Origin of the sequence: Thermococcus gorgonarius (assembly GCF_002214385.1) — an archaeon.
In the GTDB taxonomy this organism is placed as follows: Archaea; Methanobacteriota_B; Thermococci; order Thermococcales; family Thermococcaceae; genus Thermococcus; species Thermococcus gorgonarius.
In genome coordinates, this window is the sequence record NZ_CP014855.1 from 994,931 (window position 1) to 1,007,526 (window position 12,596).

Genomic DNA, 12,596 nt, shown 5'->3' on the forward strand with positions numbered 1-12,596 from the left:
GCTTCATGTTTCTGCGGGGAGGGCGGGAGGCCGAACCCAGGAGGGTTTGGAGGAACCCATTAAAAACCTCACTCCTCTATCAGGCCCCTGATTATTTCGATCACTTCGTACAGGTTCTCAACAACATGATCTCCCTCAACCCCTTCGTGAGGGTTTATTGCTATACTAACATCTGCCTCTGCAAACATTGAAAGATCGTTGTACCCATCTCCGACAGCCACGGTTAGTTCAGGAGAGAGTTCTTTCTTGAGGGCCCTCAGGATCGACCCCTTTCCAACAAAATCCACCCTGGGGATAACTTTTCCTGTTATGACGCCGTTCTCGTCGAAAACTAGCTCGTTGGCGAACACATAATCTGCCCCAAGATCGTCCGCGATTTTTCTGGCCAGACACATAAGACCACTGCTCAAGATGGCCATTTTAAAATTGTTCTCCCGCAGGAAATCAAAAAGTTCATACGCCCCTTCCATGAGCTCCACTGATTCAACCCACTCGAGGATCTCTTCCTTTGTGTGTCCCTTCCAGAGGGATGCATCCAGTTCAGCCCAAGTGGCGTAGTCTATCCTACCCTCAAAGAACATTTCGGCGTATTCCTTTCCCTTTTCCCAAGTTCCGAACTTTTTGTGAAGTTCAACCCAGCCGGAAACTGATTTTACCAGCGTTCCCTCGAGGTCAAAAGCGGCCAGCCTTACCATAACACCCACCACCAACCAGATTAAATGCATCAATAAAAATGTTGCTGGAGAGGCAACTTTAAATACAAAAATTTCAGAATTAAAAGTCAGGGTGAATTAGATGTACGTTGGTGAGCTCCTCAAGAGCCTTGACAGAGTTCCCTCCGGTGTTCCGGGACTCGACGACATCATAGGCGGGGGATTCCTGCCCGGAAGGGTCTACCTTGTAACTGGCCCTCCGGGAAGTGGAAAGACTACCATCGGAATACAGTTTCTCGTTGAAGGTGCAAAAAACGGAGAAAAAGGGGCCTTCATCTCCCTGGTTGAAAACCCGAAAATAATAATCCAGGACATGCTCAGGTACAACTTTGGCCTTCTGGGATACGTGAAATCCAAGATGATAACGTTTCACGACCTTGGGAGCTACCTGCTAAGGGCTGAGTACAAGATGAGCTGGACCGAGCTCTTCAACGCCATTCTAAAGGCTATAAATGAGGAAGAGATAAAGAGAGTTGTGATAGACTCGTTCACCTCCCTAGAGCATCTCGTCAAGGATTCCGAAAACAAACGATGGGCACTTGGAAGATTCATCCGCGCACTCCAGGAGCTTGAAGTAACAACCATAATAACCGCCGAAATGCTCCAAGGCGACTCCTACACGGACGAGCACTACCTAGCCGATGGCGTCATAGTGATCCACCACTTCATGAGGAACTACCAGATGATCCGCGCCCTCCAAGTGCTGAAAATGCGTGGTGTCCCCCACGACAGCAACCTGAAGAGAATACACTTCACCGAGGACGGCATACAGGTCTACCCAGAAGCCCCCTTCTGAGGTGGTGGTTATGGGAGAGAAAAAATCCAGTGAAGATGTGAAGAAGGAGATAAAAGCCCTTCTTGAGGACGCTTACTCCTTCGGTTATTTTGTTGGCTACAGAGGACACAGTGAATGGGTTGGATGGGTCAGAGAAAGAAAGGAAGAACTATATCGAAAGGCGGAAAAGCTGGGCGTGTATGACCTGGTGAGGAGCGCATACAGACGGGGGAGAGAAGAAGGAGCCAAGAAAAGGGAGGAGGAAATAAACCTGGGACTTATCGAAAAGGGAAGAATAGAGGTAGAAGAAAAGCTCAGGGTAGAGACGCCACCGCAGGAAGAGGGTGAAAGATTTGAAGTCGAGTTCGCACGCTTTCTCCAGACCACTAAACTCCTCCTTCCCCCAGAGTTCTTAGACACTCTGAAGCATCTGGAAATTCCAAAAATGCTCAAGATGGGTGAAATGTGAATGTACGAGTCCGCAGAAAAACTTAAGCCGGAGAGGATTCTCCACCGGGTTGAGGAGCTAACCCAGTTCCACAGGATTCAAGGATCCAGAGGATTAGTCGATGCCGTTGAGTATCTCCGAGACGAGCTTTCAAACATTGGACTGTCCCCTAAAACACACTACGAAAAATACGACGGAAAGAGCTGGTATCTAACCCTTCAGAGCCCAATAGCCTGGGATCTCCTTGAAGGAGAGGTGAGGTTCAACGAAAAAACTCTTAGCTCGGAGGAAACCCCTCTTGTCGTTATGGCGCACTCCCCGCCGGGGGAAGGGGAAGCCGAGATAGTGCCGATTCTGAATGACTCCGACTGGGAGCAGGCCCACGAAAAGGTCGTTCTTGTGGGGAAGAACTGGAGAAAAGCCTACAGAAAAGCCAACGAGATCGGTGCCGTCGCTTTTGTCTCATACAGGGAAGGAACCGACAATGCAGTCCCGTACATAGGTCTCTTTCTCACTAAAGAGGATCTAAAATGGGCGAAAATTCCCGCATTTGCTGTTCCCGAGAGCTGGGCCAAGAAGATGATCTCAGACTACCTCTCAGGAAAGAAACCCCGGCTTAGTTTTAGAGCTGTAACTGAGATAAAAAGCTCGGAAAAACTTCCAATTTTGTACACTGAAATCGGGGAACCGCCTTTTATATTGCTCACTGCCCATGTCTGCCACCCAAAACCCGGGGCAAACGACAACGCAAGCGGTAGTGCGATGCTGGTTGAGCTCGCTGAAATACTTTCAAAGGTCTATAAGAGCGATTTCCGCTTTGGATTTGCCTTCCTGTGGATCCCAGAGTACTATGGAAGCCAAGCGTTTATCGGGAGGAAAGGAGAGTCCAATGACTACTACTCGGCGATAAACCTCGACATGGTTGGTGGGAGCGAAGACCGCTCAGGTTCCACTATAATGCTAGTAAGGACACCCCTTTCAAGGTTCTCTATTGTTTCCGGCGTATTGGAATACTTTCTCCAGAGACACAACGTCTCAAGCAAAAAGAGCCTTTCCGGTTCAGGAATCCCGGCAGTGAAAGTCAGAGCTTATCCTTACGAGATGGGAAGCGATCACGACGTTTTCAACTTTTTCGGAATTCCCGCAGTGATGCCAATAACCTGGCCGGACAGATTTTATCACTCAAATATGGACACGCCTGAGAAACTGAGCATGGAGTCTTTGGCGATAATAGGGAGATCAGTTCTCTCGTCCGTTATCTTCCTGGCAAGTGAGGATGAGAAGAAACTCAGGCGGTTTGCAAGAGGATACTCCCTCAAATACCTCGGCGAACTTGCTATGGAACGGGAGACGGAGACGGCAGAAAGGCTCGTTATGCTCGGCCTTTCCAGGGATTCAAAGTTCATAGGAATGGACATCGGATACGAATTTGAAAAAACTCCATGGCTCAGGTGGAGGCTGAGGGGAAGGATTAGTGAGGACGTAATAAAAAACAAAGCCCCAAGGAAGCTTGATGAGTTCGAAAAGTTAACGGAGGACAGAAAAACTCTTCTCCACCTCCACGAGCTCGTTATGCTGGGCGAACTCCTCCCGAGGGACGAAGCCTACAAAGCCCTTTCAGAGGAATACGGAGGAATCGAAAAGAGTAAGCTGGAGGTACTTATTACCCTCCTGGAAAAGGCGAAGATCATTGAAACTGTCTAGCCGGATTTCATTATCTCTTTTTCGAGCTCGTCTATCTTTTGTAGTATGTTCTCCTTTATACGCTCAAGCAGTTCCACGGGAGAAACGGCGGTGTAGGCGTATCCAAGCCATCCTCTCTCAATAAGCTTTCTTCTGAGAATACCCTTACGATAGAGGCTAAGAACGTACTCCCTAACCGATCTTTCACTCATCCCAAGTTCCTTCTGGATTTCCGTAATTCTCATGGGTCGTTTCTTTTCCAAAAGGAGACGGTATACCCTCAGCTCAGTTTTTTTGAGTCCAAGGTTCCGAAGGAAGCCCTCCAGCTTTTCGTAGAGCTCCTCGCCTGAAGCCATTAATTCCTCCCTCTGAACTATTATCTTCATAGGTATTTAAAAGTCTTGTGATCGAGCCTTATGCCCCAAAGAGGACGCAAAGTGTGGGCCGGGCACAGAGGCCCGCGTTCATTTGCTCGCGCGGGTGGATGCTCCCGGCCCTGTGGGCTCGGCGTGAGCACACTCCGCTCATTGAACCCGACAACCTTGCGGAGGCGGGAAAACCGAGCCCGTGCGAGGAGACTGTATTGTCCCCTCGCTGTCGGCATGAATAATAGGAAAACCGAGTTTAAAAAAATGGAGGTCACTCAATTGGAAGGTCAACCCCCTCCTTGTGTACCTTGAGAACCACCATGGTATGGGTGGATTCAACGCCTTCCACGTCACCGATCTTGTCTAGAAATTCGTTGAGCTCTTCACTGTCCCTGGCGCGGATTTTAACCACCATATCGTAGTCCCCAGTGGTCTCGTAAACTTCGACGATTTTTGGATTCTTTTTAAGCTCCTCGGCAACTTTAGAGTACATACCCGCCTTGGCCTTTATCAGGACGAAAGCCAGCATGTTGAGACCGAGGGCGTTGGGGTTGAGAACGACGCTGAACCTCTTTATTATTCCCTTCTCCCGCATTTTCTTTATCCTCTCATAGACCGTAGACTCCGCGAGGTCAACTTCCTTGGATATCTCTCTCAGTGGAGTTCTGCTATCCTTCTGAAGAATCATCAGAATCTTCTTATCAGTGGCATCCAGCGACCCACCCTTCAACGCCACCACCACTAAAAATTTTCGAACCAGTATATAAACCTGCCGATTACTCGTGTTGTGACAGAACATAGAATGCAAACTCCACCATACTTTTATAAAACTCATCCCCCGTGCATATTCTGGGAGCAGAGGGTGGTGCAGGATGCCAACGAACGTAACCGCTGAGTACCTTGCCGCAGAGGAGGAGTATAGAAACGCCAAAACGATCCCGGAGAAGATACGGGCACTTGAAAAAATGTATGCCACCGTTCCAAAGCACAAGGGAACGGAAAAGCTCAGATTGCAGATAAAGAGAAAGCTGGCAGAGCTCAGAAAGGAGCTTGAGAAGCAGCGCCAGATGAAGAAGGGTGGTGGCGGGCCCTCGATGGCCGTTAGAAAGGAAGGAGCGGCGCAGATAGTCTTAGCAGGCCTTCCAAACGTCGGCAAAAGCTCCCTCCTGAGGGCCCTCACGAACGTTGATGCAGACGTGGCCGACTACGCTTTCACGACTGTGGAGCCCATCCCGGGTATGATGCACCACAAGGACGTTCAGATACAGCTGGTCGAGGTTCCCGGCCTGGTTGAAGGTGCTGCCCTCGGGAAGGGAATGGGACCTCAGCTCCTGAGCGTCATAAGGAACGCCGATGCCATAGCGATAGTGGTTGATCTCTCGCAGGACCCGGTAAGGCAGATGGAAATCCTTCTAAGGGAGTTTGAGAGGGCAGGAATTAAGGTTAACAAGAGAAAACCCAGGGTCGAAATCAAGAGAACGGCCAGCGGTGGGATTGTGATCAACGGCCAGGAGAACATCAAAGGCGATATCCAGGAAGTCATGAAGATGCTCCGGGAGGAGAGGATTCACTCCGCGGAGATAACGGTCAAAGAGCCAGTAACCTTAGAGGAGTTTGCCGATGCAATAGATGACAGTCTGGTGTGGAGGAGAGCGATAATCATAGCCAACAAGGGCGATGCCCCCGGCAGTAAGGAGAACTACGAGAAGCTCGTCAAAGCCTACGGTGACCGATTTAAGATAGTTCCCGTCTCGGCAAGGAGGAAAATAAACCTCGACAAGCTCAAGGACGAGCTCTACGAGCTGGCTGGAATAATCAGAGTTTTTACGAAGAGCCCCGGCGAAGAGCCTGCTTATCCGCCGGTTGCCCTCAAGAAGGGCTCAACCGTTATGGATTTGGCGGAGAGAATCCACAAGGACTTCGCCAAGAACTTCAGATACGCTCGCGTCTGGGGCAAGAGCGTCAAGTTCCCCGGCCAGAGGGTCGGAGCCGACCACGTGCTGGAAGACGGCGATATAGTTGAAATCCATGCACGTTAGCGGCAGAACGGCCCCTTACAGCTTCTCCCGTTCTTTCCAACAATTGCGCTCAGGGAATACTCCTTCCCGTCGAGGCTGTCCATGATCAGCTTCTCCCCGTTCCTTTCGTATATCCAGAAGACCTTGTAGGCCATCTCCTGCCTCACGACCTCTATCCTGGGGAGCCACCAAGAGATTACCCTTGAGTTCCCCCACGTTATGGCGCTCTCAAAGGCCTTCTTTTCAGCCTCCTCGTAGCCGACAAGGGGTTCCATGAGTTTCCGCTCATCAACGTTCCACTCTTCAAGGGGTATGAAATCGTCACCTCTCTCTGCCCCCAAACGGTAGAGGTCAACGTAGGCAAAGTAGTCCATAACCCTGTCCTTCATGCCAAGGCGCCTGTAGAAGAGCCTTAGGTGAAAGATGTGGTACGGGTAGAGCACGAAATCTTTCTCCTCTGTGTCGGGATAGAATATTGGGCGCATTACTTTAACCTTAATCATTTCAAACACCGTTACAAATTGTTTTAATTGGATGTTTTTCTGACTTCAGCCAAAGTTTTCACATTTAGTTTAAAACGATAGGTTTATAACTTTTTGGCAACAATATACAGTGCTGACCATTGGCCAGCATATATATTCAGGGGGGTTCAAGATGGGGCTTAGCGGTGCAGCTTGGGCAACTCTGTTGGTTCCAACGATTTTGGGTTTTTTGACGATGCTCCTCTACGGTTTCTGGGACATAATAACGGGAAAGGAATACTATGTTGACGAAGAGATTCTCGCATACGACGAAGACCTGGTTGAAGAGCTGAGGAAGGAGGGTAAGCTATGAACGCGGGAGTGCTCTTTGGTTTTCTGGTGTACCTCGCCCTCCTGGCTTACATCGGCTGGTGGGCCAACAAGTACACCAAGACCGAGGACCAGTACTTCGTTGGGGGTAGAAAGGTTAACGTCTTAGCCGCGGCCCTCTCAGACAAGGCGAGCGACTTCTCCGGCTGGCTGATGCTCGGCTATCCTGGAAGCGCCTTTAAAGCCGGTTTGGGGGCATTCTGGGCTGGAATAGGCTGTCTCTTCGGTACGCTGGCTGACTACGTCCTCATAGGCCCGAGACTTAGAATATACGCAGGTAAATTCAGGGCAATCACAGTCCCGGACTACCTTGAGGCCCGTCTTAAAGACGACACCAAGCTGATAAGAATTCTGAGCGCCCTGATAATCATAATCTTCATGACCGCCTACGTCGCGGCACAATTTACAGCGGGAGGAAAGACCTTTGCGGAGGGCTTTGGCGTAAGCGTCAACACGGGAATACTCGTAACCGTCATCGTCCTCACGGCATACGTTATTACCGGGGGATTCTTTGCTGTCGTCTGGACGGACGTCGTTCAGGCCCTCTTCATGCTGCTGACGCTTATAGTGGTGCCATTCCTCGCCCTCGCGAAGATCGGTGGGCTAGATAAAGCTACGGAAATAATAGCCTCCGCCGACCCCACCAAGCTTCATCCCTTCGGAGGGGCTACCGGCTGGGCGGCTATAATCTTCGCCATCGGCTATGCTTCATGGATAGTCGGCTACCTCGGACAGCCGCACATAGTAACCCGTTACATGAGCGTTGAGGACCCGAGGAAGCTCAGAAGGCCGGGTATCTTCATCAGCGGTATCTGGACAACCATCGTCCTGTGGGGTGCCTTCTTCGCTGGGTTCCTCGGCTTTGCGCTCTACCAAGCAGGGATGCTCAATGTCAGCGACCCCGAGAGGGTTATCCCGGCAATTGCGGTTGAGCTCATGCCCAGCTGGCTCGCGGGATTCGTCATAGCTGGCATCATCTCGGCCGTCATGAGCACCGCCGATTCCCAGCTCCTCGTGGCTTCCTCGGCCATAGCGAGGGACTTCTACCACAAGGTTCTCGGCAAGGAGCTTGGTAAGAAGCAGATGGTCAACATCTCGAGGGTTGTAGTTGCCATCGTAGCACTCTTCGGCCTCTGGTTTGCCATAAGCGGTCCGGGAATCATCTATCAGATGGTGGCAACGGCCTGGGGAGGCTTAGCAGTCGGCTTTGGCCCGATACTCACGCTCAGCCTCTGGTGGAAGCGCGTTACCAAGGAGGGCGGAATCGTAGGAATGGCCTACGGTCTGGTCAGCGAGGTCATCTTCGAGGCCAAGATATACGGCTGGGCCTTCAACCCCGACGCACCGAGTATCTGGGGCACGATCGGTGGCTGGTTCAACGGAGTTCCAGTGTTCTTCATCAACTTCTTCATAACGCTCTTCATCATCATAATCGTCAGCCTCCTCACTAAGCCGCCGGAAGATGTGGTCAAGCTCCACGAGGAGTTATTCAGAAAGGTGCCCATCGAGACCGGCAGGAAGAGCATCACCGAGACCAGGGCCAAGAGCCAGGTCGAGAACGTCGCCGAGTTCGTCATGGCAAAGGGACTCGCCTGATTTTTGCCCCTCCTTATTTTTGGTTTCCCCGGCCGTCTTCTGTCCGGTGTTTTGAGTCATCGAGATACTGAACCAAAGGTTCTAAACCATCTTTGGTCAGCTTAACATTTATAAACATCGGTGTATAAGGAAGAGCGCCGATTGTAAAATTTTCGAGGTGGGAGCATGAGACCGCTCGACCTGACCGAGAAGGACCCTTCTAAGAAAGTCACGATTTATTTTGAGGGGAAGCCCTACGAAGCTTATGAGGGCGAGAAGTTCCCCGTTGCCATGCTCGCCAACGGCGTCTACTGGCTCACCACAAGCACCGAGGGAAGGCACAGGGGAGCCTTCACCTTCGGCCCGGTTCCCGTTAAGGTAAACGGCGTCAAGAACGTTAACGGCAGGAAGCTAAAGCTCAAGGACGGTATGAAAATCGAGAGGCAGCGCTACGATGAGTTTCAGGAGCAAGTTGAGATAGACGAGGGGAAGCCCGTTCTCCGCTATGTCGTTGACGTCGCTGTTGTCGGTGCTGGCCCAGCTGGACTTGGCGTAGTCGAAGAGATTGGAGGAAAGCTCACCGTTGCGCTCATTGAGGAAAAGGACTGGCTCGGTGGCGACATGTGGCTCAAGGGAGTCGAGCAGGAGGACTTTGGAAACCCGAGGGAGGCGATAGAAAGGCTCACGAACTTCCCGGAGAACGTCAGGGTTTTCCTCAAGACCACTGCGCTGGGAGTTTTCGACAAGGGGGAGTACTTCCTCGTTCCGGCAGTTAGAAACGACCAGCTGATAGAGTTCATGGCCAAGCGCGTTGTTCTTGCTACTGGGGCGGTTGATTCGATAATGCTCTTCGAGAACAACGATTGGCCTGGAGTCTTCAGGAGGAGTGACGCCCTCGAAGTCATGAACGTCTGGGGCGTCGCGCCCGGAAGGAAGGTCGCTGTAGTTGGGGCCTTCCCGGAGGAGATAACGGCCGAACTCGACCGCTGGGGCATAGAGTATGTGGTCGTTCCCAATCCGAAGAGGGTTGAGGGTAACGACAAGGTTGAGCGCCTCATAGACGAGAACGGCAACGTTTACGAAGTTGACGCGGTGATTATGGCCGACGGCAGGATTCCCGACATAAACCCGATAACTCAGGCAGGAGGAAAACTGTACTTCAAGCGCGGCTACTACAGGCCCGTCATAGACTCAAACCACAGAATCCGCGAGGGAATCTACGTCGCCGGAAGCGCGGTTAGCATAAAGCCCCACTACGCGAACTACCTAGAGGGCAAGCTGGTTGGTGCCTACATCCTCAGCGAGTTCGGTCTTGAGGCAGAACCCTGCATTTACGAGGGCAAACTTAAGGACTACGAACCGGTGGCGAGGCCGGTTCCAAAGCTTCCGCTCGACGGCTTCAACGGCGAAGACGTCCAGATATGCGGCTGTGGGGTCACGCTGAAGAAAGTGGACGACGTTGTAAAGAGCGGCATAACAGACCTGCAGATCATAAAGAGGCTCACTCACCTTGCGATGGGCTTCTGCCAAGGACGCTTCTGCCTCTTCAACGGAGCTTTACTTGTCTCTCAGAGAAGTGGAACGCCGATGGACAGGCTCGACATACCCGTTGCGAGGCCGCCCATAAAGAACGTCAAGATGAAGGTCGTTGCCGGGAGGGAGTGAATATGCCGACGAAAACTCTCCCAGAAAAGAGTGAGATAACGGTCATCGGTGGGGGAATAGTTGGAGTTACGATAGCCCACGAGTTAGCTAAGCGCGGAGAGGAAGTTACAGTCATCGAGAAGCGCTTTATCGGCTCGGGTTCCACCTTCCGCTGCGGGACGGGGATAAGGCAGCAGTTCAACGACGAGGCCAACGTTCAGGTCATGAAGCGCTCGGTCGAGCTCTGGAAGAAGTACAGCGAGGAGTATGGCTTCCCCTTCGAGCAGACGGGCTACCTCTTCCTTCTCTACGACGATGACGAAGTCGAGACCTTCAAGAGGAACATCGCGATACAGAACAAGTTCGGTGTTCCTACTAGGCTCATAACGCCAGAGGAGGCCAAAGAGATAGTCCCGCTTTTGGACATCAGCGAGGTCGTTGCCGCATCCTGGAACCCCACAGACGGAAAGGCCAGCCCGTTCCATTCAACGGCGGCATTTGCCCTCCATGCTGAAGAGTTTGGAGCCAAGTTAGTAGAGTACACGGAAGTGAAGGACTTCATCATAGAAAACGGCGAGATTAAGGGCCTCAAGACGAACAGGGGAACGATAAAGACAGGAATAGTCATCAACGCCACCAACGCCTGGGCCAAGCTCATCAACGCTATGGCGGGTATAAGGACAAAAATCCCGATAGAGCCCTACAAACACCAGGCGGTTATAACTCAGCCCATAAAGAGGGGCTCGGTTAAGCCGATGGTAATCTCATTCCGCTACAGCCATGCATACCTCACCCAGACGAACCACGGCGGAATAATAGGCGGCGTCGGTTACGAGGAGGGGCCGACATACGACCTGAACCCAACCTACGAGTTCATGCGCCAGGTGAGCTACTACTTCACCAAGATAATTCCCGCCCTGAGGGAGCTCCTCATCCTGAGGACGTGGGCAGGCTACTACGCCAAAACACCGGACAGCAACCCGGCCATAGGCAAAATCAAGGAGCTGAGCGACTACTACATAGCGGCTGGCTTCTCCGGCCACGGCTTTATGATGGCGCCGGCAGTTGCTGAGATGGTTGCCGACTTGATAACGAAGGGCAGGACAGACCTCCCGGTTGAATGGTACGACCCGTACCGCTTCGAGCGCGGCGAACTTCGCGGTCAGGCCCTCCAGATGGGCTGACTTCAACCCTTTTCTTATCCTTTCGACGGAAATTTTATAAAGCCTCCATCGTTCTTTCGGCTGATGCCGAAGCGTGAAAGGGTCGTCATCCAGGGAAAGCGCGAGAGGACTCTAAAACTCAAAAAGCTCCGGGTTAAGCGGAGAAATATTTTAATCCTGGCCATAGCGATGTTTATCGCAAACGTCGCCTTTGGCATGGCCTTTCCCTATCTGAGCGTTTATATGAGCCTCCTCGGCGCGAGCATGTTCATGGTCGGCCTTCTCAGTGTCGCCTTCAACCTAACCTCTACCGTCTTCCAGTACCCCTTCGGCTGGCTTTCCGACTCAACCGGCAACAGAAAGGCCTTCATAGCCTTTGGCGTAGCCTCGATCGGAGTTTTCTACACTGCAATAGCCTTCGTCAACTCTGCAACCGGCGTTTTGATTCTGAGAACCCTCCAGGGCATTTTCGGCTCGGCAATGACGCCCGCTCACTCGGCCCTCATTTCGGAGCTTTCAACGAGAGCTGGCTCGATATTCGGCCTCTTCAACTCGATAGAGAACGCCGGTTATATGGTGGGCAACTTTTTGGGGTCCTTCGTCGTCGAGTACTTCGGCATAAAAAGCGTTTTCGTCATCGCTGGCTTTCTGCTCTTCCTCTCCGCGGGTTTGGTTCTTTTGATAAGAGAGAGGCCGACCGGAAAGCGTTCCATCTTCGGCATGATACTCGTCCAAGAGGGCAGGGAAAGCTGGCGCGCGACCGTTAAGGGCTCGGCCTTTAAAAAACTCATGCGCGGCCACCTCGGCCTTTTCTACGTTACGGTTTTTCTTGTCATGATAGCGAGCGGGCAGTTCTACAGCGTCTCATCGGTTTACTTCAAGGAGGCCTTCGGCGAGTGGAGCGTTGGAGTTATTTTTGGGGTTGAAAGCCTTGCCGCGGCCTTAACCGGCTACTTCCTTGGAAGGCTAATAGACAGGTACGGTGCCAAGAGGTTCTACCTACTGGCCATAGCGGGCTACGGCCTGGCCTTCCTGCTCTACGCCTTCGTTAAAAACGTCTGGCTGGTCTTTGGAGTGGCTTTCCTCTCAGGTGTGAAGTGGATTCTAACGATAAACTCGACATCAGCCTACGTCGCCCAGAACGTTAAGGTTAGCGAGAGGGCGCAGGGGATGGGCCTGCTAAACGCCATGATGAGCCTCGGATGGGTTGTTGGCCCGCTCATCGGCGGCTACCTGTCCGGCATAAGCTTCCAGCTCAATTTCGTGAGCACGTTGATTCCTCTAGGACTGGCTTTTCTGCTTGCACTCAAACTGCCCGGGTAACTCCGTTAACCTCTTAAAAACCTCTACCACAATAA

Annotated in this window: 13 protein-coding genes; 9 read left to right on the forward strand and 4 right to left on the reverse strand. The window is 52.0% G+C overall.

Annotated elements, in window-relative coordinates:
* Positions 1–68: 68 nt before the first annotated feature.
* Positions 69–695 carry an HAD-IB family phosphatase gene (locus A3K92_RS05600; protein ID WP_088885324.1) on the reverse strand — a complete coding sequence of 209 codons (627 nt, stop codon included), beginning with the start codon at positions 693–695 and terminating at the stop codon, positions 69–71.
* Between the two features lie 100 nt (positions 696–795).
* Between A3K92_RS05600 and A3K92_RS05605 the strand changes: the two genes are divergently transcribed.
* From A3K92_RS05605 to A3K92_RS05615, 3 genes are read left to right on the forward strand one after another with little or no spacing between them, the layout of a single operon-like run.
* Entirely contained in the window at positions 796–1,509 is a 714-nt protein-coding gene (locus A3K92_RS05605) for an RAD55 family ATPase (protein ID WP_088885325.1), read from the forward strand.
* Between the two features lie 10 nt (positions 1,510–1,519).
* Complete coding sequence (locus A3K92_RS05610) at positions 1,520–1,957, forward strand: hypothetical protein (protein WP_088885326.1); 438 nt, start codon at positions 1,520–1,522, stop codon at positions 1,955–1,957.
* On the forward strand, positions 1,958–3,640 hold the full coding sequence (locus A3K92_RS05615) for a DUF4910 domain-containing protein (protein WP_088885327.1): 1,683 nt from the start codon (positions 1,958–1,960) through the stop codon (positions 3,638–3,640).
* On the opposite strand, the gene A3K92_RS05620 is transcribed toward A3K92_RS05615, so the two are convergent.
* Together A3K92_RS05620 and A3K92_RS05625 are read right to left on the reverse strand one after the other, a co-directional pair.
* Complete coding sequence (locus A3K92_RS05620; RefSeq protein WP_088885328.1) at positions 3,637–3,975, reverse strand: transcriptional regulator; 339 nt, start codon at positions 3,973–3,975, stop codon at positions 3,637–3,639. The genes A3K92_RS05615 and A3K92_RS05620 overlap by 4 nt on opposite strands.
* A gap of 283 nt (positions 3,976–4,258) precedes the next feature.
* Positions 4,259–4,675: an Lrp/AsnC family transcriptional regulator gene (locus tag A3K92_RS05625; protein WP_232460937.1), complete on the reverse strand. Its 417-nt coding sequence runs from the start codon at positions 4,673–4,675 to the stop codon at positions 4,259–4,261.
* Between the two features lie 184 nt (positions 4,676–4,859).
* Between A3K92_RS05625 and A3K92_RS05630 the strand changes: the two genes are divergently transcribed.
* Complete coding sequence (locus A3K92_RS05630) at positions 4,860–6,026, forward strand: OBG GTPase family GTP-binding protein (protein ID WP_088885330.1); 1,167 nt, start codon at positions 4,860–4,862, stop codon at positions 6,024–6,026.
* Here the strand turns inward: A3K92_RS05630 and A3K92_RS05635 are convergent.
* Complete coding sequence (locus tag A3K92_RS05635; RefSeq protein ID WP_088885331.1) at positions 6,023–6,508, reverse strand: hypothetical protein; 486 nt, start codon at positions 6,506–6,508, stop codon at positions 6,023–6,025. The genes A3K92_RS05630 and A3K92_RS05635 overlap by 4 nt on opposite strands.
* Positions 6,509–6,659: 151 nt before the next feature.
* Here A3K92_RS05635 and A3K92_RS05640 point away from each other — a divergent pair, with 151 nt between their 5' ends.
* The 5 genes from A3K92_RS05640 (at position 6,660) to A3K92_RS05660 (ending at position 12,561) form a co-directional block, all read left to right on the forward strand.
* Complete coding sequence (locus tag A3K92_RS05640) at positions 6,660–6,839, forward strand: hypothetical protein (RefSeq protein ID WP_088885332.1); 180 nt, start codon at positions 6,660–6,662, stop codon at positions 6,837–6,839.
* A complete protein-coding gene (locus A3K92_RS05645; protein ID WP_088885333.1) occupies positions 6,836–8,452 on the forward strand; it encodes a sodium/proline symporter in 1,617 nt (538 codons plus the stop codon). Before A3K92_RS05640 ends, A3K92_RS05645 begins: the two co-directional genes overlap by 4 nt.
* A gap of 165 nt (positions 8,453–8,617) precedes the next feature.
* A complete protein-coding gene (locus A3K92_RS05650; protein WP_088885334.1) occupies positions 8,618–10,096 on the forward strand; it encodes an FAD-dependent oxidoreductase in 1,479 nt (492 codons plus the stop codon).
* Positions 10,097–10,098: 2 nt separating this feature from the next.
* Entirely contained in the window at positions 10,099–11,259 is a 1,161-nt protein-coding gene (locus A3K92_RS05655; RefSeq protein WP_088885335.1) for an NAD(P)/FAD-dependent oxidoreductase, read from the forward strand.
* Positions 11,260–11,322: 63 nt separating this feature from the next.
* Positions 11,323–12,561, forward strand: a complete 1,239-nt coding sequence (locus A3K92_RS05660; RefSeq protein WP_088885336.1) for an MFS transporter — start codon at positions 11,323–11,325, stop codon at positions 12,559–12,561.
* Positions 12,562–12,596: the final 35 nt, after the last annotated feature.